At 65.9% G+C, this 22,381-nt stretch carries 23 protein-coding genes and 1 tRNA gene; 15 read left to right on the forward strand and 9 right to left on the reverse strand.

The features are described from left to right. Positions 1-448 precede the first annotated feature (448 nt). The 4 genes from ACR9ZJ_RS03410 to uvrA form a co-directional block, all read right to left on the reverse strand. Complete coding sequence (locus tag ACR9ZJ_RS03410; RefSeq protein ID WP_481281088.1) at positions 449-1,204, reverse strand: enoyl-CoA hydratase/isomerase family protein; 756 nt, start codon at positions 1,202-1,204, stop codon at positions 449-451. 38 nt (positions 1,205-1,242) lie between these two features. Then, a complete protein-coding gene (locus ACR9ZJ_RS03415) occupies positions 1,243-2,709 on the reverse strand; it encodes a DUF4139 domain-containing protein (protein WP_481281087.1) in 1,467 nt (488 codons plus the stop codon). Between the two features lie 108 nt (positions 2,710-2,817). Then, positions 2,818-3,258: an acyl-CoA thioesterase gene (locus ACR9ZJ_RS03420; protein ID WP_481281086.1), complete on the reverse strand. Its 441-nt coding sequence runs from the start codon at positions 3,256-3,258 to the stop codon at positions 2,818-2,820. Beyond that, entirely contained in the window at positions 3,255-6,194 is a 2,940-nt protein-coding gene (gene uvrA, locus ACR9ZJ_RS03425; RefSeq protein ID WP_481286879.1) for an excinuclease ABC subunit UvrA, read from the reverse strand. Before uvrA ends, ACR9ZJ_RS03420 begins: the two co-directional genes overlap by 4 nt. Positions 6,195-6,395: 201 nt before the next feature. Here uvrA and ACR9ZJ_RS03430 point away from each other — a divergent pair, with 201 nt between their 5' ends. The 4 genes from ACR9ZJ_RS03430 (at position 6,396) to cgtA (ending at position 9,035) form a co-directional block, all read left to right on the forward strand. Further along, positions 6,396-6,920 (forward strand): DUF2059 domain-containing protein, encoded by a 525-nt coding sequence (locus ACR9ZJ_RS03430; protein ID WP_371022065.1) that lies wholly within the window; start codon positions 6,396-6,398, stop codon positions 6,918-6,920. Positions 6,921-7,286: 366 nt separating this feature from the next. Continuing rightward, on the forward strand, positions 7,287-7,601 hold the full coding sequence (rplU, locus tag ACR9ZJ_RS03435; RefSeq protein ID WP_306851521.1) for a 50S ribosomal protein L21: 315 nt from the start codon (positions 7,287-7,289) through the stop codon (positions 7,599-7,601). A gap of 20 nt (positions 7,602-7,621) precedes the next feature. Beyond that, complete coding sequence (gene rpmA, locus ACR9ZJ_RS03440; RefSeq protein ID WP_144911162.1) at positions 7,622-7,879, forward strand: 50S ribosomal protein L27; 258 nt, start codon at positions 7,622-7,624, stop codon at positions 7,877-7,879. Positions 7,880-7,964: 85 nt separating this feature from the next. Then, positions 7,965-9,035: an Obg family GTPase CgtA gene (cgtA, locus tag ACR9ZJ_RS03445; protein WP_481286880.1), complete on the forward strand. Its 1,071-nt coding sequence runs from the start codon at positions 7,965-7,967 to the stop codon at positions 9,033-9,035. 157 nt (positions 9,036-9,192) lie between these two features. Here cgtA and rpsT read toward each other — a convergent pair whose 3' ends face one another. After that, positions 9,193-9,456 (reverse strand): 30S ribosomal protein S20, encoded by a 264-nt coding sequence (gene rpsT / locus ACR9ZJ_RS03450; protein ID WP_072321609.1) that lies wholly within the window; start codon positions 9,454-9,456, stop codon positions 9,193-9,195. 202 nt (positions 9,457-9,658) lie between these two features. On the opposite strand from rpsT, the gene murJ reads away from it, so the two are divergent. From murJ to ACR9ZJ_RS03480, 6 genes are all read left to right on the forward strand, one after another. Next, complete coding sequence (murJ, locus tag ACR9ZJ_RS03455; protein WP_481286881.1) at positions 9,659-11,266, forward strand: murein biosynthesis integral membrane protein MurJ; 1,608 nt, start codon at positions 9,659-9,661, stop codon at positions 11,264-11,266. Positions 11,267-11,354: 88 nt separating this feature from the next. Then, positions 11,355-12,335, forward strand: coding sequence for a bifunctional riboflavin kinase/FAD synthetase (locus ACR9ZJ_RS03460; RefSeq protein WP_481286882.1), 981 nt, complete (start codon positions 11,355-11,357; stop codon positions 12,333-12,335). Next, entirely contained in the window at positions 12,332-15,190 is a 2,859-nt protein-coding gene (ileS, locus tag ACR9ZJ_RS03465; protein WP_481286883.1) for an isoleucine--tRNA ligase, read from the forward strand. Before ACR9ZJ_RS03460 ends, ileS begins: the two co-directional genes overlap by 4 nt. Positions 15,191-15,239: 49 nt before the next feature. Next, entirely contained in the window at positions 15,240-15,746 is a 507-nt protein-coding gene (gene lspA / locus ACR9ZJ_RS03470) for a signal peptidase II (RefSeq protein ID WP_426287147.1), read from the forward strand. Positions 15,747-15,814: 68 nt separating this feature from the next. After that, a complete protein-coding gene (ispH, locus tag ACR9ZJ_RS03475; RefSeq protein WP_481281080.1) occupies positions 15,815-16,756 on the forward strand; it encodes a 4-hydroxy-3-methylbut-2-enyl diphosphate reductase in 942 nt (313 codons plus the stop codon). 42 nt (positions 16,757-16,798) lie between these two features. Next, a tRNA-Thr gene (locus tag ACR9ZJ_RS03480) sits at positions 16,799-16,874 on the forward strand. 272 nt (positions 16,875-17,146) lie between these two features. On the opposite strand, the gene ACR9ZJ_RS03485 is transcribed toward ACR9ZJ_RS03480, so the two are convergent. After that, entirely contained in the window at positions 17,147-17,911 is a 765-nt protein-coding gene (locus tag ACR9ZJ_RS03485; protein ID WP_481286884.1) for an SDR family oxidoreductase, read from the reverse strand. Between the two features lie 110 nt (positions 17,912-18,021). On the opposite strand from ACR9ZJ_RS03485, the gene ACR9ZJ_RS03490 reads away from it, so the two are divergent. From ACR9ZJ_RS03490 to ACR9ZJ_RS03500, 3 genes are read left to right on the forward strand one after another with little or no spacing between them, the layout of a single operon-like run. Continuing rightward, positions 18,022-18,444: a winged helix-turn-helix transcriptional regulator gene (locus tag ACR9ZJ_RS03490; RefSeq protein WP_481286885.1), complete on the forward strand. Its 423-nt coding sequence runs from the start codon at positions 18,022-18,024 to the stop codon at positions 18,442-18,444. Positions 18,445-18,478: 34 nt separating this feature from the next. Beyond that, positions 18,479-19,039, forward strand: a complete 561-nt coding sequence (locus ACR9ZJ_RS03495) for a GNAT family N-acetyltransferase (RefSeq protein ID WP_481286886.1) — start codon at positions 18,479-18,481, stop codon at positions 19,037-19,039. A gap of 16 nt (positions 19,040-19,055) precedes the next feature. Further along, positions 19,056-19,268, forward strand: coding sequence for a hypothetical protein (locus ACR9ZJ_RS03500; protein ID WP_481281076.1), 213 nt, complete (start codon positions 19,056-19,058; stop codon positions 19,266-19,268). A gap of 3 nt (positions 19,269-19,271) precedes the next feature. Here the strand turns inward: ACR9ZJ_RS03500 and ACR9ZJ_RS03505 are convergent, their stop codons facing one another. From ACR9ZJ_RS03505 to ACR9ZJ_RS03515, 3 genes are all read right to left on the reverse strand, one after another. Then, entirely contained in the window at positions 19,272-19,532 is a 261-nt protein-coding gene (locus tag ACR9ZJ_RS03505; RefSeq protein WP_481286887.1) for a hypothetical protein, read from the reverse strand. A gap of 111 nt (positions 19,533-19,643) precedes the next feature. Further along, positions 19,644-19,826, reverse strand: coding sequence for a hypothetical protein (locus ACR9ZJ_RS03510; RefSeq protein WP_481281075.1), 183 nt, complete (start codon positions 19,824-19,826; stop codon positions 19,644-19,646). A gap of 71 nt (positions 19,827-19,897) precedes the next feature. Further along, positions 19,898-20,251: a hypothetical protein gene (locus ACR9ZJ_RS03515; protein ID WP_481286888.1), complete on the reverse strand. Its 354-nt coding sequence runs from the start codon at positions 20,249-20,251 to the stop codon at positions 19,898-19,900. A 180-nt stretch (positions 20,252-20,431) separates the two neighbouring features. On the opposite strand from ACR9ZJ_RS03515, the gene pilV reads away from it, so the two are divergent. Both pilV and ACR9ZJ_RS03525 read left to right on the forward strand, forming a co-directional pair. Then, the gene (gene pilV / locus ACR9ZJ_RS03520; protein WP_481281073.1) at positions 20,432-20,983 is read left to right on the forward strand and encodes a type IV pilus modification protein PilV; all 552 of its coding nucleotides are present in this window, start codon (positions 20,432-20,434) and stop codon (positions 20,981-20,983) included. 2 nt (positions 20,984-20,985) lie between these two features. Next, positions 20,986-22,362, forward strand: coding sequence for a PilW family protein (locus ACR9ZJ_RS03525; RefSeq protein ID WP_481286889.1), 1,377 nt, complete (start codon positions 20,986-20,988; stop codon positions 22,360-22,362). Positions 22,363-22,381 lie beyond the last annotated feature (19 nt).

Genomic DNA, 22,381 nt, shown 5'->3' on the forward strand with positions numbered 1-22,381 from the left:
ATAAGAGACAGGTCCTCGTCCGGCCTACGCCTCCCTGCGGAATCGCTCTGAGAACGACACCCGACGCCTCCCCCTCCAAACGACGCGGTTGGATTGCTTGACGAGCGGGGTGAAGGTGCTTTGACGCACGGCTTTTTCCGCGGACGCCACGTGCCGACCGGTAGCAATTTCTTGCCGACCAGAGGCGACTCAAGGTGGGAGCCGACCTTGTCGGCGATGGGTGCTCGCGAAAACCTATCGCATCACACAACGCCGACGGCATATCAAAGGCATGGCTTGTCCGCGCTCGCACACGACGCAAGCCGACCAAGACAATCACCTTCGCTCATCGCGACGGCTCCCCTGCCTCGGGGCAAAGCAAAACACGATGGCGAAGCCGAGCCTGATGTCGCCAGCCACCCTCGGAAAATGCGTGACGACTCTCTCCAAGGTTTCAGCGGCGATGCTTCTACTTGGATTTCAGTCGGGCTACCAGCGCCTGCAAGACGGCCTGGGTCTCATCGCCGAAGAAATCGTCGATGAAACCGGGATCGAGCAGGTTCGATGTGTCGCCCCACACCGAGACGAGATCCGCGCGGGCGATGGCCCGCGTGCGCAGCATGGCCTTCGGCGGCAACTTGAGCAGGTCGGCCAGCCAGTTCACGGCGCGCGTGACCACCTGTTCGACCGCGGCCAGTTCATCGACCAGCCCGATCGCGTGGGCCTGCTCGGCGTCGACCATCGCGCCGGCCACCAGCAAGCGCTCGGCGCGGTACGAGCCGACGATGCGGCGCATCGCGAACTGTATGGGCTCCGGAACCGACAGCCCCACCTGCACCTCGTTGAGGCCGATCTTGTACGGGCCGTGCGCCATCACGCGGTAATCGCAGAACAGCGAAACCACCGCGCCACCCGCCGGGCTGTGACCGGTGACGGCGGCCACCGTCGGAACGCGTGAGGCGGCGATGGCCCCGCACAGGGCGAAGAATTCGTCCCAGAATTCGCGTACGCCCGCGCGGTCCCGCTGGAGCAGGGCAGGGACGTCCACGCCGGCGGAGAACATGCCCTGCGCACCCGACAGCACGATGCCGCGCGCGCCGTTGGAAGGAGCATCGGCGATCGCGTCACGCAGCGCCCGGACCAGGGCGATGTCGAATGCGTTGACCGGCGCGCGCGCCATGCGGATCTCGTGGATGTCGCCGTCGTGCAGGAGGATGTCGAGCATGTCGTTGTCCGTGGTGTGGATGGGGCGATCGGGTCGTGTTACCTGGGCAGGTCGGCGTCGGTCCAGGTATAACGCACCGCGTAATCGAGATCGGCGCTGCCGTTGGCCGGCACCTCGACCTTGAACTCGAGCAATTCCGGCGAGACCTTCGATGGTTTCACGGAGGAAGACGTCACCGTCCATGCGCGCCAGCGGCCGGGATGTTCTCGCACGACGATGGTACGGGCGGTGTCGCCCGCGTTGGTGAGGTGGATGCGCATGCCTTCGTCGATGCGGTGCGCGGCGGCATCGGCGGTGAAGGCCGTTTGCTCGCGCGTCGCGCCGAGGTCGAAGGCGTTGCCGAGCGATACGGTCGTGTCCTTGTTCTTCGGCGTGTCGTCCAGGCGTCCCTCGCCGAGGAGTTCGGCGTTACCGTCGCGGTCGGTGGTGAGCACGCGCACGTACCCGGCGGGAAGGGCGTCGAAGGCCTTGAAGCGCAGGTTCGAGACGACCGGCACGCCGTTCGTCGGGAGGCCGATGTCACGCTCCATGCGCGGCTGTGGCGGCTGGTAGGCCATGCCCGTGTCGTAGACGGCTTCGCGCTGGCAATCCAGTGTGCGGCTGTCGTAAAGCGGGGTTTGCGTGACGCTGCCATCGGGAAGGTCGACCGCGGTGGGCAGGGTGTAGGTGCGCAGGTCGCCAAGCGTGGCCTGACGGGGTTCCGCCGATGCCATGTCCATGGCCGCCATGGGGGCGGGTGCGCGGGCCATGAACATCTTCTCCCGCTGCGGCGGTGCCTTCGCGCGGCGCGCGTCGCCCGCGACGAGCTTGAGGGACACGTCCTTCCAGTCGCGCCCGCTGCGGTTGGCGATGCTGGCGGCGGCGTCGAAGGCCATGCGGCAGGTGTTGCCCGGGGCGAGCGTGGCCACGTAGGCGCCGCGCCAGCCGAGCCCGGAGGTGGGATAGTCGAGTTGCGCGGTCGTCGATCCTGCCGAGCCGCCGTTGACGCGCACCTGCAGGGTCGAGCCGCGGGCGAAGTCCGTGGCATCGGCCGCGCGCAGGGCGGCGTATTGGCGGATCAGGCTGGCCTGGCCGTTCGCTTCGCGTACGACGAGCGCGTCGCCGCCGCGGACCAGGGTGCCGGTGGCGATCGGCTGGCCGTTCTCGCCGATCACGCTGACGTTGCGGCCGACGAGTCCGGCCACCGCTCCGTCGAAACCCTGCCCGAGTAACAGGCGTTGGGAGACGACACGCGTGTTCTTGCCGGGAAAGCGCAGCGACATGGCCTCGCTGTCCAGCGCGGCGGGAAGGCCGTCGATGGAAAGGTCTTGCACGCCGCCTTTCAGGTCGAACGCGCGGCGCTCGTGGACGACGGCGTAGCCGTCGCCGGACACGGCATCGCCGCCGGTGGAAAAGAGTTGGTCGCCATCGGCGCGGTAGAGCGTGAGCGCGGTACGCTCATCGGCGGCAAGGGCGGGCAGGGCGACGGCGCAGGCGATCGCGAGTACGAGGGAACGGCGCAGCATGATTCACTCTCTCCGTGGGTGACCCTGACGGATCATACCGGTCGGATCTGAATCCGCGCGATCTTGCGAAGTGCGGCAGGCCTCACTTTCGAGACCTGCCTGCCTGGCTCAGGCGTTCTCGGCTTCCGCCACCGCGTCGCGGATCACCTGCGGCACCTGTACCGGGCGCCCGTTCCTCGGGTCGATCCAGACCATGGTGACGCTGCCGTCGCAATGGATCTTCGTGGCGTCGTCGCTGGTCACGATGCGGTGGCCGATGGTCATGGAGCTCGTGCCGATGCGATTGACGAAAAGCTCGATCTGGATGTCCGCCGGGTATTCGATGGGCATGCGGTAGTTCAACTCGCTGCGCGCCATCACCGGCGTGCCGTCGTCGCCGTACCACTTGCCCGGCAGCTGTTCCAGCCACTTGATGCGTGCCTCCTGCAGATAGACCAGGTAGTTCGCATTGTTGACGTGGTTGTAGGCGTCGAGGTCCTGCCAGCGCACGTCCATCGGCGTGATGAACAGCGGCACGGGCGTCGGGGTGTTCGAGGCTTCAGTGGTCATGCAGTCCTTTTTTTCTTCGCGTCCGGGGCCGCTTTGGCGGCCGGTTTCTTCGTGGCGGCCTTGCTGGCCGCCTTCGTCGTCGCCTTCGTCGCCACCTTGGCGACGGGCTTGGACGGTTTCAGGTGCGGCAGAAGGAACCGGCCGGTATGCGATTCCTTCGTCGCGGCGACCGTTTCCGGTGTGCCACTGACAAGTATACGCCCGCCGCCCGCTCCCCCTTCGGGCCCGAGATCGATCAGCCAGTCGGCTGTCTTGATGACGTCGAGGTTGTGTTCGATCACGACCACGGTATTGCCGTGCTCGACCAGCTTGTGCAGCACGTCGAGCAACTGTTCGATGTCGTGGAAATGCAGGCCCGTGGTGGGCTCGTCGAGGATGTAGAGCGTGCTTCCCGTGTCGCGCTTGGACAGTTCCTTCGACAGCTTCACGCGCTGCGCCTCGCCGCCGGAGAGCGTGGTGGCGCTCTGGCCGAGCTTGATGTAATCGAGGCCGACGGCTCGCAGGGTTTCCAGCTTGCGCGCGATCACCGGTACGTTCTCGAACAGCTTGAAGGCATCTTCCACGGTCATGTCGAGCACGTCCGCGATGGTGTGCCCCTTATAGAGCACTTCCAGTGTTTCGCGGTTGTAGCGCTTGCCGTGGCACACGTCGCAGGGCACGTACACATCGGGGAGGAAATGCATCTCCACCTTGATCATGCCGTCGCCCTCGCAGGCTTCGCAGCGGCCCCCGCGCACGTTGAAGCTGAAACGGCCCGGCGTGTAGCCGCGCTGGCGCGACTCGGGCACCTGTGCGTAGAGCTCGCGCAAGGGCGTGAACAGGCCCGTATAAGTGGCCGGATTCGAACGCGGGGTGCGGCCGATCGGTGACTGGTCGATGTCGACCACCTTGTCGAACAGTTCCAGGCCCTCGATCGAATCGTACGGTGCCGGTTGCTCGCTGGCGCCGTTGAGTTCCATCGCGGCGAGGCGATAGAAGGTGTCGTTGATCAGGGTGGACTTGCCCGAACCGGACACGCCCGTGACACAGGTGAACGTGCCCACGGGGATGCGGACGTCGACGTCCTTGAGGTTGTTCCCGGTGGCGCCCTTGAGTTCGATCCACTGGTCGTCGCGAGCCTGGCGGCGCTTGGCCGGCACCTGGATGCCGCGCTCTCCGCTGAGGTACTTCGCCGTGACCGAGCGGGGCGACGCCAGCACCTGTTCGAGCGTACCCTCGGCGACGATGTGGCCGCCGTGCACGCCGGCGCCCGGGCCGATGTCGAGGATATGGTCGGCGGCGCGGATGGCGTCCTCGTCGTGCTCCACCACGATCACCGTGTTGCCGAGGTCGCGCAGGCGCGTGAGGGTGCCGAGCAGGCGCTCATTGTCGCGCTGGTGCAGTCCGATGGACGGCTCGTCCAGCACGTACATGACACCGACGAGGCCGGCGCCGATCTGGCTGGCCAGGCGGATGCGCTGCGCCTCGCCACCGGACAGGGAGTCGGCCTGGCGGTCGAGCGTGAGGTAATTGAGGCCGACGTCGTTGAGGAAGGTGAGGCGCTCGCGAATCTCCTTCACGATCTTCACCGCGATTTCGCCGCGCCAACCCGGCAGCTTCAGCTTCTCGAAGAAGGACAGGGCATTGTCGATCGCGAGCGATGTCAGTTCAGGGATCGCGCGATCGGCCACGAACACGTTGCGTGCCGACGGGTTGAGACGTTGCCCGCCGCAATCCGGGCACGGATGATCGGCGATGTAGCGAGCCAGTTCCTCGCGTACCGCGGCGGATTCCGTTTCGCGGTAGCGGCGCTCCAGGTTCGGCAGGATGCCCTCGAACTTGTGCTCGCGGGTCACCTTGCCGCCGCGCTCGGTGATGTAGCGGAACGGGATGAGTTCGCGGCCGGAACCGTTCAGGACGGCGTTCTGCACCGATTTCGGCAACTCGCGCCAGGGCGTCTCCGGATCGAAGCCATAATGCTTCGCCAGTGAAACGATCATCTGGTAGTAGTAGGCGTTGCGACGGTCCCAGCCGCGGATGGCGCCACCGGCAAGACTGAGCTCGGGGTGCCCGACCACGCGCGAGGGATCGAAGACCTGGGTGACGCCCAGGCCGTCGCAGGTCGGGCAGGCGCCGACCGGAGAGTTGAACGAGAACAGGCGCGGTTCGAGCTCCGGCAGCGAGTAGTCGCACATCGGGCACGAGAAGCGCGAGGAGAACAGCTGCTCCGTCGCTTTCTTGTCGTCCATGTCGACGAGGATCACGATGCCGTCACCGAGGCGCAACGCGGTCTCGAACGACTCGGCCAGGCGCTGCTTGATGTCCTCGCGCGGACGGAAGCGATCGATCACCGCCTCGATGGTGTGCTTCTGGCGCAGCGTCAGCGGCGGCACGGCGTCGAGGTCGTACACCTCGCCGTCGACGCGCGCGCGGACGAAACCCTGGGCGCGCAGCTGGTCGAACACCTGCACGTGCTCGCCCTTGCGCTCCCGGATGACCGGCGCGAGGAGCATCCAGCGCTTGTCCGGGTCCAGTGCCATGGCCGTGTCGACCATCTGGCTGACGGTCTGTGCTTCCAGGGCGATGCCGTGAGTCGGGCAACGGGGGGTGCCGACGCGCGCGTAGAGCAGGCGCAGGTAGTCGTACACCTCGGTGATCGTGCCGACGGTGGAACGGGGGTTATGCGACGTCGACTTCTGCTCGATCGAGATGGCCGGCGAGAGGCCTTCGATCGTGTCCACGTCCGGCTTTTCCATCATCGAGAGGAACTGCCGCGCGTAGGCGGACAGCGACTCGACGTAACGACGCTGGCCTTCGGCGTAGATCGTGTCGAAGGCGAGCGAGGATTTGCCGGACCCGGACAGCCCCGTGATCACGATCAGGCGATCGCGGGGGAGGTCGAGGTCGATATTCTTGAGATTGTGCGTGCGGGCGCCGCGGATGCGAATGCTGTCCATGTGCCGACGTAAATGGGGGAAGTCGCTGACTATACCAAGGGTTTTCGGCCTTCATTCCGTATCGACCTTTGACAGGTCATCACATTTGTTATGCGGGACCGGAACCCTGCCGGATGTGGGTTACCCGGAGGGCCGCGCGCGGCTACCATGGCCCGGCCCCGGGGAGGGGTCGAAGCCACCCATTCGAAGAGGAAGACACGCATGCGTAAGTGGACAGGGATCGCCGCCGGCCTGGTGCTGGCGGGTTGTGCGGGACAGGCGCTGGCGGCGCCGCCCTCCGAGCAGCAGGTGCGCCAGCTGATGGATGCCGTCGGCATGGGCCGCATGCTCAGCCAGATGAACAGCCAGATGGCGGGCGTGATGCAGAACGCGTTGCCTTGCGTGCCGGCCAGCTATTGGCAGGGTTTCGTGGATGCCAATGCCACCAACCAGTTGATCGGACGGATGGTTCCGGTCTACCAGAAGCATTTCACGGCCGAGGATATCGACGGCCTGCTCAAGTTCTACCGCTCGCCCCTGGGCCAGAAGGTGATCACGCAGATGCCGGCGACCATGGCCGAAGGCATGCAGATCGGCAAGCAGTGGGGCCAGGAACGCGGCCAGCAGATGATCGCCCAGTTGCAGAGCCAGGGCACGCTGAACCAGCAGGGCCAGTGCCCGGCGGCCGGCGCGGCGGCGAAACCGGCTCCGGCCCCCGCCCCGGCGGCGCCTGCGAAGAAGAAGTAGTTCCGGCGGGGAGAGTGGGGCGCGGCGGGGGGAGCCGCCTTCGGCGGCATCGCCGACAGGGTCGGCTCCCACCAAGCCAGGCCGGTTCCCATCCTGATCAGGCCGGCTTCCATCCCGAGCCAGGCGGTTCCCATCGAGGCCCTTGCCCGGTGGGAGCCGACCCTGTCGGCGATTCCCGTCCACCGGACGGAAGCTAAGGCCATGTTTTCAAACCAATGTCTTCCAGGGAGGCCGACCAGGGCCCGTCCCCGCATTCCGGCCTTAACCAACTGATTGACCTTGCCTTTTGGGCCCCGCTATAATTCGCGATTCGCAACACCCGCAAGACCCTAAAAAGAACTACATAATCAGCAACAGGAAACAACCATGAGCTACGCAGTCATCAAGACCGGTGGCAAGCAGTATCGTGTGATGGCAGGTGAAATCCTGCGCGTCGAGCTGCTCCCCGCCGAAGTCGATTCCACCATCCAGTTCGACCAGGTCCTCCTGGTGGGCGAAGGTGAATCGATCACCGTTGGCGCCCCGCTGGTCGCCGGTGCCACCGTCAGCGCGAAGGTTCGCGCCCACGGCCGCGCCGATAAGATCCGCATCGTCAAGTTCCGTCGTCGCAAGCACTACAAGCGCACGCAGGGACACCGTCAGCATTACACCGAAATCGAGATCACGGGCATCAACGCCTGAGTCGCCGGAGGATATAAGTCATGGCACATAAAAAAGGCGTAGGTTCCAGCCGTAACGGCCGCGATTCGAACCCGAAGTACCTCGGCGTGAAGATCTACGGTGGCCAGGCTGTCGAAGCCGGTAACATCATCGTTCGCCAGCGTGGCACCAAGTTCCACGCCGGCGTGGGCGTCGGCCTCGGCCGCGACCACACCTTGTTCGCGCTGGTCGACGGCACCGTGTCGTTCAAGACCCGCGGCGAAAAGGGCCGCAAGTTCGTCGACGTCGTCCAGGCGTAAGCCTCTTCGACGCGATAGCGAAGGCCCCGCCATAGGCGGGGCTTTTCGTTTGTACGGCGGCATCACTTCTACCAGGCCATCTTCCATGAAATTCGTCGACGAAGCGCAAATCAGAGTCTCGGCCGGTGACGGCGGCAACGGCTGCGTGAGCTTCCGTCGTGAAAAATTCATTCCGTTCGGCGGCCCCGATGGTGGCGACGGCGGTAACGGCGGTTCGGTGTGGCTGGTGGCCGACGAGGGGCTCAACACCCTCGTCGATTTCCGCCACATGCGCTCGTTCAAGGCGCCGCGCGGGCAGGGTGGCATGGGTAGCCAGATGTACGGCAAGGGCGGCGAAGACATCGAAGTCCGCGTTCCGGTCGGCACCGTGGTGACCAATGTCGACACCGACGAGGTCATCGGCGACCTCACCATGCACGGCCAGCGCCTCAAGGTGGCGCAGGGTGGGCGCGGCGGGCTGGGCAATATCCACTTCAAGAGTTCGGTCAACCGGGCTCCGCGCAAGTCCACGCCGGGTACGCCGGGCGAGGTGCGCGACCTGAAACTCGAGCTTCGCCTGTTGGCCGATGTCGGCTTGCTCGGGTTCCCCAACGCCGGCAAGAGCACCTTCATCCGTGCCGTGTCGGCGGCGACGCCTCGCGTGGCGGATTATCCCTTCACCACCTTGCACCCGAACCTGGGCGTGGTGCGCATCGGTACCGACCAGAGCTTCGTGATCGCCGATATCCCGGGGATCATCGAGGGGGCCGCCGATGGTGCGGGCCTGGGCATCCAGTTCCTGCGCCATGTGTCGCGCACCAGCCTGTTGCTGCACGTGGTCGATATCCGGCCGATCGACGGCTCCGATCCCGTGGAGCAGGTTCGTGCGATCGAGCACGAGTTGCAGCAGTTCGACACCGAACTGGTCGACCGCCCCCGCTGGCTGGTGATCAACAAGTCCGACGTGATCGACGACGAGGACGAGCTCAAGCGCGTGGTCGACGACATCGTCGCGCGGCTGGAGTGGACGGCGCCGTGGTTCGTCGTTTCCGCCGCGGGCCAGGTCGGCACGTGGGATGTGTGCCTGAAGGTGCAGCAGTTCTTCGATGCCGAGCGCGTCGCGCGCCGCGAACGTACCGAGGCTGCGGACGATGTCCGCATGCGCGGCGAAGACTGAGGGTGGGAGGTGGGAGCCGACCTTGTCGGCGATGGGTGCTTGCCATTTAACCCGGGCCCGCTGCCGCGGGATCTCCGCTGAAGCGGCTCCCACAATATAGGGCAACAAAAAAGCCGGCGTAAGCCGGCTTTTTTGCGAACGGCGATGTCGCGCAGGCTTACGCCAGGTCGCGGATCTTCGCGTTCAGGCGGCTCTTGTGGCGAGCGGCCTTGTTCTTGTGGATCAGGCCACGGGCGGCGTAGCGATCCATCACCGGCACGGCGACGGCATACGCGCTGACGGCGCCAGCCTTATCCTTGGCGTCGATCGCCTTGACGACCTTCTTCAGTGCGGAACGCACCATGGAACGCGCGCTGACGTTGCGCAGACGGCGCTGCTCCGACTGACGCGCACGCTTCTTCGCGGACTTGATGTTGGCCAAGGTAAAGCTCCAGAGTTCGGTTGGTTTTAAAAAAGACGCTCATTTTGAAGCCAAAGACGGGTTGCGTCAATAGCTTAGCCCCCGCGCGGGCGGGTCGGCGGACGGGAAGGGCGGACTGCCCCGGAAATTCCAGATGGCGGACTGTCCTCCGCCCCGGCGCCGCTGTCAAACTAGGGGTTTGTTCCAGGTATTCCTCGTCCGGATGAAAACCCCCAGTCTCCTTCGCGGCATGCTCAGCTTCAGTGGCATGACCATGGTGTCCCGCGTGCTCGGTCTGGTCCGCGACATGGCTATCAACGCCTCGTTCGGTGCCAATGCCGCGACGGACGCCTTCTGGGTGGCTTTCCGCATCCCCAACTTCATGCGGCGGCTGTTCGCCGAAGGCTCGTTCTCGACGGCCTTCGTGCCCGTCTTCACGGAAGTGAAGGAGACCCGTCCGCACGAGGACCTGAAGCGGCTGATGTCGCTGACCGCCGGCACCCTTGGCGGCGTCCTGCTGGTGGTGGTGGCCCTGGGCGTGATCTTCGCGCCACAAGTGACAGCCCTCTTTTCGCCGGGCGCGGTCGAGGCACCGGAAAAATTCGGTCTCACCGTCGACCTGTTGCGGCTGACCTTCCCCTTCCTCCTGTTCGTCTCGCTCACCGCCCTGAGCGGCGGCGCGCTGAACAGCTTCCACCGGTTCGGACTGCCGGCGCTGACGCCGGTGATCCTCAACCTCTGCATGATCGCCGGGGCGCTGTGGCTCGCGCCGAAGCTGCACACGCCGATCATGGCGATGGGCTGGGCCATCCTCGTGGCCGGCGCGCTGCAACTGGTTTTCCAGATGCCCGCGTTGAAGCAGCTGGACCTGCTCACGCTGCCGCGTTGGGGCTGGAGTTCGCCGGATGTGCGCCGGATCATGCGGCTGATGGTGCCGACCCTGTTCGGCTCCTCGGTCGCGCAGATCAACCTGCTGCTCGACACGGTGATCGCCTCGCTGCTCGTCGCCGGTTCGCAGAGCTGGCTGTCGCAGGCCGACCGCTTCCTGGAACTGCCGCTGGGCGTGTTCGGCGTGGCGCTGGGAACGGTGATCCTGCCCTCGCTGTCGCGCCACCACGTGACCACCGACAAGGAAGGTTTCTCGCGCGCGCTGGACTGGGGCCTGCGCACGACGCTGCTGATCGCCGTGCCGGCGATGTTCGGCCTGATGATCCTTTCGGTGCCGCTGGTGGCCACGATCTTCCAGCATGGCCGGTTCACCGCCTTCGACACGCGGATGGCGTCCTTGTCGATCTCGGCGCTGAGTTTCGGCTTGCCCGCCTTCGCCCTGGTCAAGGTCGTGTTGCCGGCCTTCTACGCGCGCAAGGACACGACGACCCCGGTCCGCGCCGGCGTGGCTTCGCTGGTGGCCAACATGGTCTTCAACGTGGCCTTCCTGGCGTTGCTGTTCTTCCTCTGGGCGACCCCGGCGCAGAAGGCGGGATCGTGGATGGAGGCGATCGCCACGATCCCGGGACTGCACATGGCCCTGGGCATGGCCAGCGCCCTGGCCAGCTATCTCAACCTGCTGCTGCTCTGGCGCTGGCTGGGCAAGGCCGGCGTGTATACGCGCCAATCCGGCTGGGGCCGTCATCTGGCCCGCCTGGGCGTCGCCTGCGCGGTGATGGTGTCCGTCCTGCTCGCCGGCCTGCATGTCTGGCCGGAATGGAGCGCGGTCGAGAAATGGGAGCGGGTATGGCGCCTGGCCGTGCTGGTCGGTGCCGGCGGCGGCGCTTACGTGGGTACGCTATTCGCGATGGGTTTCCGCCTGCGCGACCTGCGCGCCCGGTGAGGCGCACGGCGTCGCATTGTGCGGCGCAATGGGGCGGCTATACTGGCCTGATGGCTTTTATTCCGCATCGATCCAAGGGCGCCCCGGCATGACGCTGCGACTTCATCGCGACGACGACGGCCCATGCCTCGCACCCGAAGGCAGCGTGGTCGCGATCGGCGCGTTCGACGGGCTGCACCTGGGCCACCAGGCGATCCTGTCCGAGGTGCGCCAGCGGGCCGAAGCGCGCGGCCTGGCCCCCGCCGTCATCACCTTCGAACCCTTGCCCCGCGCCTTCTTTTCGAAGGAGCCGGTGCCGCGCCTTTCAGGGGTTCGCGAAAAGGCCGAGGGCATGACGGCCGCCGGCATCCGCGAGTTGCTCTCGTTGCGCTTCGACCAGGCCTTGACCGCGATGTCCGCCGAGGACTTCGTCCGCAAGGTGATCGTCGGCCGCATGGCCGCGCGCGAAGTGTGGGTGGGTGAGGATTTCCGCTTCGGCCACCGTCGCGGTGGCGATTTCGCCCTCCTGCAGGCGATGGGCGCCGACCTCGGCTTCACCGCGCACGCGGTGCCACCGGTACGGGTCGACGGCGAACGGGTGTCGTCGTCCCGGGTGCGCACGCTGCTGGCCGAAGGCCGTTTCGGTGAGGCCGCCCGCCTGCTGGGACGGCCGTTCGTCATCGACGGCCATGTGGAACACGGCCAGCAGCTGGGCCGCACCCTTGGATATCCCACCGCCAACGTCCATCTCAGTGAACGGGTGAGCCCGATCCATGGCATCTTCGCCGTGCGCATCGGCATCGGCGACGGTCCCTGCAGTTGGCCGGGCGTGGCCAGCCTGGGTTACCGGCCGACGGTGAACGAGGTGCGCGAGCCGCTGCTCGAAGCCCACCTTTTCGATTTCTCCGGCGATCTCTACGGCCAGCGCATCGGCGTGGAGTTCGTTCGGAAACTGCGTGACGAAGAAAAATTCGACGGCCTCGACGCCCTGACCGCGCAGATGCGCCAGGACGAGATCGCCGCCCGGCAGGCCCTTGGGATGAACCCCATACTTGTCGATGCCCCAGAAACCCACGGTTCCCAGCGATGACCCAGGATTACAAGAACACCATCAACCTGCCGCAGACGGATTTCCCGATGCGTGGCGACCTGCCCAAGCGCGAGCCGGGTTGGCTGGCCACGTGGGAACGCGTGGGCCGCTATGCGCAGATCCAGGCGCACACGGCGGAGCGCGACAAGGTGTTCGTGCTGCACGACGGCCCTCCCTATGCCAACGGCATGATCCACCTCGGCCATGCGGTCAACAAGGTGCTCAAGGACGTCGTCGTCAAGTCGAAGCTGATGGCCGGTTACCGTGCGCCTTACGTGCCGGGCTGGGATTGCCATGGCCTGCCGATCGAGATCGCGATCGAGAAGAAATTCGGCAAGGCGGGCGACAAGCTCGACGCCGCCACGTTCCGGCAGAAGTGCCGCGAGTACGCGATGGCGCAGATCGACCTGCAGCGCGCCGACTTCAAGCGCCTGGGTGTCCTGGGCGATTGGGAAAAGCCGTACCGCACGCTGGATTTCACCTACGAGGCGGACATGATCCGCGCGCTGGCACGCATCGTCGCCAACGGCCACGTCGTGCGTGGCGCCAAGCCGGTGTACTGGTGCTTCGATTGCGGTTCGGCGCTGGCCGAGGCCGAGATCGAATACGCCGACAAGACCTCGCCGGCGGTGGACGTCGCTTATGACGCGGTCGATCCGGTGTCCTTCGGCGCCTTGTTCGGCATCGCCACGGGCGAAGCGGACATCGCCGTTCCCATCTGGACCACCACGCCGTGGACGCTGCCTTCCAGCCAGGCCGTGTCGCTGGGTGGCGAACTCGAATACGCCCTCGTCGAAGGGCCGTCGCGTGGTGGCAAGCCGCTGCTGCTGGTGATCGCCTCGGCGCTGGTCGAGAAGGCGTTGGCGCGTTACGGCGTGGAGACCGTGAACGTGCTCGCGCGCGTGCAGGGCGCGGTGCTGGAGAACCAGCCGCTGCGTCATCCGTTCTACGACAAGCACGTGCCGATCATCCTCGGCGACCACGTGTCCGACGAGGACGGCACCGGTGCCGTGCATACCGCGCCCGACCACGGCGCGGAAGATTTCGTCGTCGGCCAGAACTATGGCATCGGCACGCTCAACTACGTCGACGGCCGTGGTGTCTATCGGGCCGACCTGCCCCTGGCGGGCGATGTCTCCTTCGCCGGTGTGCACATCTGGAAGGCGAACGACCAGATCGTCGACCTGCTGCGCGACCGTGGCGTGCTGCTCGCCTCGGCGAAGCTCACGCACAGCTACCCACACTGCTGGCGGCACAAGACGCCGGTGATCTTCCGCGCCACGCCGCAGTGGTTCATCGGCATGGAGCAGGCCGACCTGCGCCGCACCACGCTCACGTCGATCAAGGCCGTGCGCTGGGTACCCGGCTGGGGCGAAGAACGCATCGCCGGCATGGTCGAAGGTCGTCCGGACTGGTGCATCTCGCGCCAGCGCACCTGGGGCGTGCCCATCACCCTGTTCGTCGACAAGAACACGCACGACCCGCATCCGGATTCCGTCGAGCTGATGGAGAAGGTCGCGCGGAAGGTCGCGCTGGAAGGCATCGACAGCTGGTTCTCGCTCGATCCACGCGAACTGCTCGGTGACGAGGCGGACAAGTACGAGAAGGTGACCGACGTCCTCGATGTCTGGTTCGATTCCGGCGTCAGCCATTTCGCCGTGATCGGCGCGCGTCCCGAACTGCAGGCCGGCGACGCCAGCGAGTACAAGGTGATGTACCTGGAAGGCTCCGACCAGCACCGCGGCTGGTTCCAGTCGTCGTTGCTCACCTCGGCGGCGATCCACGGCCGCGCGCCTTACGACCACGTGCTGACCCACGGCTTCACGGTGGATGCGCAGGGTCGCAAGATGTCCAAGTCGCTGGGTAACGGCATCGAGCCGCAGGACATCATGAAGACCCTGGGCGCGGACATCCTGCGCCTGTGGATCTGCTCGACCGACTACCGCAACGAGATGTCGCTTTCGGACGAGATCCTGAAGCGCGTGGCGGACACCTATCGACGCATCCGCAACACCGCGCGCTTCCTGCTCGGCAACCTGGATGGCTTCGATCCGGACAAGCACCTGCTCGCCACCGACGCCTGCCTCGACCTCGACCGGTGGGCCGTGGGACAGGCGGCGGACACGCAGGCGGCGATCGTGGCCGCGTACGAGCGCTACGACTTCCCCGAGATCGTCCAGCGCGTGCAGAACTTCTGCACCAATGAACTCGGCGCGCTGTACCTCGACATCACGAAGGACCGCCTCTACACGATGCCGACGGACAGCCGCGGCCGGCGCAGCGCGCAGAGCGCGATGTACCGTATCCTCGAGGCCATGGCCCGTTGGCTGGCGCCGATCGTCAGCTTCACCGCCGAGGAAATCTGGGCGCACATGCCGGGCTCGCGCAGCGAATCGGTGCTGTTCGAGACCTTCTACGAAGGGCTCGACGTGCGCCAGGACGCCGACGCGCGCGGCTGGTGGTCGACCTTGCTGGCCATCCGCGAGACGGCGTCGCGCGTGTTGGAAGGGATGCGCAAGGAAGGCCAGATCGGTGCCTCGCTCGACGCCACGTTGACGATCCATGCCGATATCGCCACCCAGGCGGCGCTGGCTGAATCGGCTTTCGAACTGCGCTTCTTCTTCATCACCTCGGATGTGACGCTCGCGCCGCTGGAAGGCCGTCCGGCGTCCGCCGAGCGGGTGGAGCTGGACGGCGCCGAGGTGTACGTCTCGGCCACGGTCAGCGATGCGGTCAAGTGCATCCGTTGCTGGCACCATCGTCCCGATGTCGGTGTCGACCCGGCACATCCGGAGATCTGCGGCCGCTGCGTGGAGAACGTGACGGGGCAGGGCGAGGACCGCCGCTGGTTCTGACCGGCGGCTTCGCCACATCATCCCTGACACCACCCATGGTCCCCGACGCATGACCGTACGCCCCAAACCCAACGCGCTGTCCTGGCTCTGGCTCGCCGCCGTGATGATCGTGCTCGACCAGCTGACCAAGTGGTGGGCGCTCACCGCCCTGCAGCCGGCCGAGACGCCCCATCCGGTGATTCCGGGCGTGCTCAACTGGACGCTCACCTTCAATACCGGCGCCGCGTTCAGCTTCCTGGCCGATAGCGCCGGCTGGCAGCGCTGGTTCTTCGTCCTGCTGGCGGCCGTCATCAGCGGCACCCTGGGTGTGTGGCTCTCGCGCACCCCGCGCCACGACTGGCGTACCGCCGCGCCCCTGGCGCTGATCGTGGGCGGCGCGCTGGGCAACGTGATCGACCGCGTCCACGCGGCCAAGGTCACCGATTTCATCCAGGTCTACCTGGGCAGCTATCCGTTTCCGGTCTTCAACGTGGCCGATTCCGCCATCAGCGTGGGCGCCGCGGCCCTGATCGTGTTCAGCCTGTTCAGCGGCTCGCCCAAGCCCGCCGTGCGATAATGCGCGGGTTCCGGCGCCCCCAGGGCGCCCAAAGCCCATAGCCACGGCCTCACGGCCACGAGGTCCCCTTGGACATCCTCCTCGCCAATCCCCGCGGTTTCTGTGCCGGCGTCGATCGCGCCATCGCCATCGTCGAGCGCGCGCTCGAATCCTACGGCGCGCCCATCTACGTGCGCCACGAGGTGGTGCACAACCGTTATGTCGTGGAGCGCCTGCGTGCCGACGGCGCGGTCTTCGTCGACGAACTCGACGAAGTGCCCGATGGCGCCACCGTGATCTTCAGCGCCCATGGCGTGCCGAAGGCCGTGCGCGAAGAGGCCGACCGCCGCCACCTCAACGTGTTCGACGCCACCTGCCCGCTGGTGACCAAGGTGCACATGGAAGTCGCGCGCCTGGGCCGCGCGGGGCATGACGTCGTCCTCATCGGCCACGCCGGCCATCCCGAGGTCCAGGGCACGATGGGGCAGTGGAACCGGGCCAACGTGGGTCGTATCTACCTCGTCGAATCCGTCGAGGATGTCGCCGAGCTGATGCCCTCGCAGCCTGACAAGCTCGCCTTCGTCACCCAGACGACCCTCTCGGTGGACGACACCATCGCGATCATCGGCGCCTTGCGCGAGAAGTTCCCCAGCATCGAGGGGCCGCGCAAGGACGACATCTGCTACGCGACGCAGAACCGTCAGGATGCCGTACGCCGTCTCGCCGACGCCGTGGACCTCGTCCTCGTGGTGGGTTCGGTCAACAGTTCCAATTCGAACCGCCTGAAGGAACTGGCCGAGAAACAGGGCGTCACCTCGTACCTGATCGACGGCGCCGAACACATCCAGCGCGGCTGGCTGGAAGGCAAGACCCGCGTCGGCGTCACCGCGGGTGCCTCGGCACCGGAAAAGCTCGTCCAGGAAGTGATCGCCCGCCTGCAATCCTGGGGCTCGGGCAGCGTGCGCGAACTGGATGGCGAGGCGGAAAACATCACGTTCGCCCTGCCCAAGGAGCTGCGCATGGCCGGCTGAGGCTTGCGCCGGGTGCCAAGCTTCCCTAGAATTCCGCTTCTCGCCGGAATAGCTCAGTTGGTAGAGCGCGTCATTCGTAATGATGAGGTCGTAGGTTCGATTCCTATTTCCGGCACCAGCGCCTTTCTCCCGGACTGCCGACGAGCGGTCCCGGAGGACACAAGAAAACCCGCGCCAGCGGGTTTTTTTGTGTCTGTCGTAAGAGCATCGCCGACAAAGTCGGCTCCCACAAGGTAGCTGCAAGCTGGCCGGGTAGCTGCAAGCCGGCCAGTAGCCACAAGCTGGCCAGGTAGCTGCAAGCCGGCCAGTAGCCATAAGCCGGCCAAGTAGCCACAAGCTGGCCAGGTAGCCATAAGCCGGTGGGAGCCGACTTTGTCGGCGATTCGACAGCTACGGAGCGTGATCCGCCGCGTTGTCGTTGAACTGCTTGAAGAACCCCGCGTAGCTCCCGTTCGCCTCGGCGAAGCGCAACGGTTTCACACGCTCGACAAGGATCTCCGTGGCGTCCGGCGTGCTCTCGATCAGACGCATCGTCTCCTCGATGAACGCATCCAGCGGCATCGCGTTCGGATCGTTCTTCTGCCGCTCACCCATCAGTTCGGTCTGCACATAGGGCGGTACCAGTTCCAGCACCTGCACCGACGTGTCCTTCAACTGGTAGCGCAGCGTTTCCGAATACGAATGGATCGCCGCCTTGGTCGCGGAATAGGTCGGAGCGACGGCGAAGGGAAGGAAGGCCAGGCCGGAAGACACCGTGACGATGCTCGCCTTCGGCTGCGCCAGCAGGTGATCGATCAGTGCCGCGGTGAGCCGGATCGGTCCGAGCAGGTTGGTGGTGATGGTGGCTTCGGCGGTATCCGTGCTGCCGTCGGTCAGCCGTTCCGGACGCATGATCCCCGCGTTGTGGATCACCACGTTGAGGGCCGGGAAGTCCTTGCGCAGCTGGGCGGCGAAGCGCTGGATCGCCGCGGGGTTCTCGATGTCCAGCACGGCCGACTTCATGCCGGGATTGGCCTCGATGGTCGCGTCGAGCACGCTCTGCCGGCGCCCTGCGATGACGACCTGGTTGCCGCGTGCGTGGAAAGCTTCCGCCAGCGCCCGGCCGATGCCCGAGCCGCCGCCGGTGATGAGGATCGTGTTGCCTGAGATGTTCATGGGAACCTCGTCGGAGAAAAAGTAGGGATAGGCTAGGCCGGACACGATCCTATGGAAAGTAGGCGCCTAAAAGTTCCATACTTACCGCCTGGGAAGTATGGAGTGCGGACATGGCCGCCAAGACCAAGAAGATCTACGACGAACCCTGCCGTGTATTGGGTGAGCCTTACACCGATCCGGAACTCGATGCCCTCGTGCAGGGCATCATCGAACGCGTGGCCGATCGCTGGACGATGCTCACGCTGGAGGTGCTGGCGGAACATGGCCGCCTGCGTTTTGGCCGTCTCGCCGACCTGATCGGCGGGGTCAGCCAGAAAATGCTGACCAAGACCTTGCGCCAGATGGAAGCCGACGGGCTGGTCACGCGCACGGTCTATCCAGTGGTGCCGCCGCGCGTGGAATACGAACTCACCGGGATCGGCCTGAGCCTCGGCGCCGCCTTTTGCAGCGTATGGTTGTGGGCGGAAAAGCATCGCGCGGACATCGAGGCGGCGCGTGCCGACTACGAAAAGCGTGGTGCCGGCGAGGACTAGTTGCGGCGCCGGCCGGATAGGCCGAGGATGCCGCATGGACCATCCCGTTCACCCCGTCTTCCTCACCGCGCGGCTGCGCCTGGACCGCCTCGCTCCAGCGGACGCGCCGCTCCTGCATGCTTATCGTGGCGACGATGCCGTGGCCCGCTACCAGGGCTGGAAACCGGCGGACGTCGGCGATGCCGAGGCGTTCATCGCGAAGCAGGCCGTCCAGCCCTTCGCCGCGCCCGATAGCTGGTTCCAGCTCGCCATCCGGGAAAAGGATTCCGCCGAACTCGTCGGCGATCTCGGCATCCATTTCCCTCCGGCCCCGGACGGGGCGATCGAGTTCGGGGTATCGCTCCGGCCCGAGCGGCAAGGCCGTGGCTATGCCCGTGAAGCCATGGCCACGGCCCTCGGCCTCGCCTTTGGCGATTGGGGCTATCGGCGTGCCGTGGCCTCGGTGGACCCGCGCAACGTCGCCAGCATCGCGCTGTTGCGCTCGCTCGGCTTCCGCCAGGAGGCCCACCATGTGGAGAGCTATTTCTTTCGCGGCGAATGGGTCGACGACGTCGTCTTCGCCCTGCTGGCGCGTGAATGGCCTCGTCAGGGTTGAGGAAAGGCTACGAGCGATGCGCTACGTCCGTGTCTACGTCATGCAGCCCCCGCAATCCGGCGCCGAATGGGCGGTGCGGGTGGATGCGGAGAAGCCGGTGCGTTTCGAACAGGAACGCGATGCGTTGTCCTATGCGCTGCGCCAGGCCCGCGCGCACCACGCGGGTGGCGCCTCCGTGGAACTGCGGATCGAGGACGACCATGGCCACTGGCGCAGCATGGCCCTTTGAGGCCTAGCCGGCGGCGAGACGTGCCATGGCCGCCGCGCTGGGTGGTGCCAGGTGGAGCAGGGGAGCATCCGGCAGGTAGCGCCAGTCGCTGAGGCGCCGGGGCAGGCGGGCATCGGGATGATCGGCACGAAGGGCATGGATCGCCTCTTCGGCGTTGTCGTAGCGACCGGTTTCGCGATCGCCGTGGAGCGCACGCCAGCGGTGGCCGTGGCGAACGATGCGGAACGGAACATCCGCCGAGGTGAAGACATACTGCGCGAGCACGGACGAACTCCTTTCTTAGCCCGCTCATTCTCACCGCTGCTTCGTGACCGCTGCGTTATACCGATGCGACGCCGGCGTGTCGGCGACACGCGCGGCGTCGTGTGGCGCATTTTACTTGGGTGCTTTCGCCGGCACGAAGGGCGAGACCGGATCGCTGGCCGGGAAGGTCTCTTCCAGGGCGTGGTCCTGGTTCTCGTCGGCGTGCTCCTTGCGGGCCTTCTTCTCGCGTTCCGATTCCGGATGCTTCGGTTGGCTGTGGTCGGGGTGTTTGACGTCCTGGCGGTCGTGGTTCATGGCTGGGCCTCCCGTTGTGGATGAGACCGCCATGGAGCCCCCAGGGACGTGAACGTGCGGTGCGCTTTACGTCAGGGTGTCGCGAGGGTGTTGGTGATGAGGGTGGTGGCCTCGCTGCAGGAAACGTCCCGCAGTTCCTGGCCATCTCCATTGTCCTGACGAGCCTGGTCGATCAGCTTCCTGGCTCTCGCTTCGCCGGCATGGAACGCCGCGCTCGCCGTTCCTCCCGACGTGAGGGTGTCCACCTTCTTTCGGAAGGCGTCGATCTGGCTGCCGGGAAGCCCGCAAAGAAACTGGCCGAAACCCGCCGCTTGCCCCGCGTCGTCCAAGGTGGCGCCGGGTAGACCGGTTTCCTGGGCATGCGCGGGGGTCCAACACGTCCATAGAAGGCTGGTGGCGATAAGGATCGCGCTGGTCGGTCGCATGATATTTCCCCATGTGGTGGTCAGTGCCGCCCCAGGCGACTCCGGGCTGCCATCCTAGCGTGAGCCCCGGCCCTCGTCAGGCTCCGCTTGTCGGCGGCCACCTACCGCTCGTCGGGAAGCGCCTTAACAAGGCTGGGGTCCGGGATAGGCTATCGGAAGGGAAATGCAGGGGAAGCCTACGTGGCCAGTATTCGTTCCCGCCGCGCGGTGCGCGGCGTGTCGTTGATCGAGGTCTTGATGGCCGTGCTGATATTCAGCATCGGTCTCATCGGGCTCGCCGGTTTGTTGATCATCTCGACGCGGTCCAACCAGTCGGCCTTCGTCCGCACGCAAGTGACCTTCCTTGCCAACAGCATGGCCGATCGCATGCGGGCCAACCCCTACGGGCTGTGGAAAGACGATTACTCCGCGACCTATCCATTCACGACGGGCACGATGCCCAAGTGTGACGCGACGGCGCCCTGCAGTCCCGACGACATCGCGTTGCGCGACAAGCTGCTCTGGACAGCACAGCTGCAGGCATTCCTGCCTGGACTGGGGCCGAGCTCGATCGCATGCACGAAGGCCGGCGACCTCGGCTACGACCCCACGGCGCAGATCGGCTTGCGTCCGCCCTTCGGCGGCACATGCACGATGACCATCACCTGGGCCGAACGCGGCATCGGCGGCGGCACGGATGACAACGTCGACGACGGCAATCTGCAATCGTTCACCTGGGTCTTCGAACCATGACCATGCGTATCACTATGCGTCGCGCCATCCGCGGCGTCACCCTGATCGAACTGATGGTCGCGATGGTGCTCGGCCTGCTGGTGTCGGCTGGGATCATCACGCTGTTCCTCTCGACCTCCAGCAGCAACCGGGTGCAGACGCAACTCGCGCGGCTGCAGGAGGACGGCCGCTTCGCCATCGGCAAGCTCAACGACGACCTCAGCATGGCCACCGGCATGTATTGCAACAACACCGGCGGTGTCGCAACGAAGACCACGTCGGACGTCTACCTGGACGGCCTGCGCACGCCGCGCATCCTCGCCAAGAACTTCCTGGACGTACCCGCGTTGTTCGAGAACACGACCCCATGGGGTGGGGCCTCGGGTGAGTCCGGCGTCAATTATCCGGCCGCGCCGACAGCGCCGTATGCGATGCCGTCCTTCATGTTCATGCGCGGCTACAACTGCACGGGCACGGGCGCGTGCCTCCCGATTCCGGTGACGTTCCTCGGCGGCAAGCTGAACACGGCGGGGACCGCGGTAGGCAATCGCGTCGTGGGCACTGATGTCCTTACGTTGCGTTACCTGGATTCTTCGCGCGGCTGGCGCCTGGGCGACACCAACAAGGTGGTGCCCGACCTGACCGGTAATACGCTGAAGGAAATCCAACTGGCTCCGACGGCTACCGAACCGCCGATTTCGGAATTCAAGAGCGGCATGGCGCTCGTCGCCGACTGCTCCAGCGCGCAGGTGTTCGCGGTGACCGGCAGCACGACGGCAAAGCTCGTGCCGGCGGCGGCGAGCAATTTCATCACGCCGCTGGCGTTGCAGCCGCAGTCGGCTCCGCGCCTGTTCGACTTCGTCAATGACATGCAGAACGTCACGTACTACGTGCAGGTGGTCAGCGACAACGGATCGGACACTGGCGTGAAAACCGGCGCGCTGATGCGCCGGGTCAACGGCACCACCGTTTCGGTACCCGACCAGGAATTGATTCGCGGCGTGGAGCGCCTGACCTTCCGCTACGGCGTGGAGGATGCCAATGGCGCCGTGCGATTCCTCACCGCCGACCAGGTCGACTCACGTGTGAACAAGACGGTGACCTGTCCGCCGACGGCGAACACCCTGACGACGAGCGATCCGGGATGCCTGTGGCGCGCGGTGAAGAGCATCGAGGTGTCGTTGCTGCTTTCGAGCCAGGTCACCATGCCGACCCTCACCACGCCGGAAACGGCCTTCCTGTATACGCCCGATAGCAGCAACGGCAATTTCGCGCCGGTCTATCCGGCGCAGTCGGGCACGGCGGGTCTCGCCATCAAGCCGTCCCAGCAAGGGTTCGACGACAAGCGTCTCCGCCGTCAGTTCACCTCGCTGGTGATGCTGCGCAACTACAACCCCTGATGCGACGCGTTCCGGAGCA

Source organism: Luteibacter sp. KNZ12-1A, from assembly GCF_056755675.1.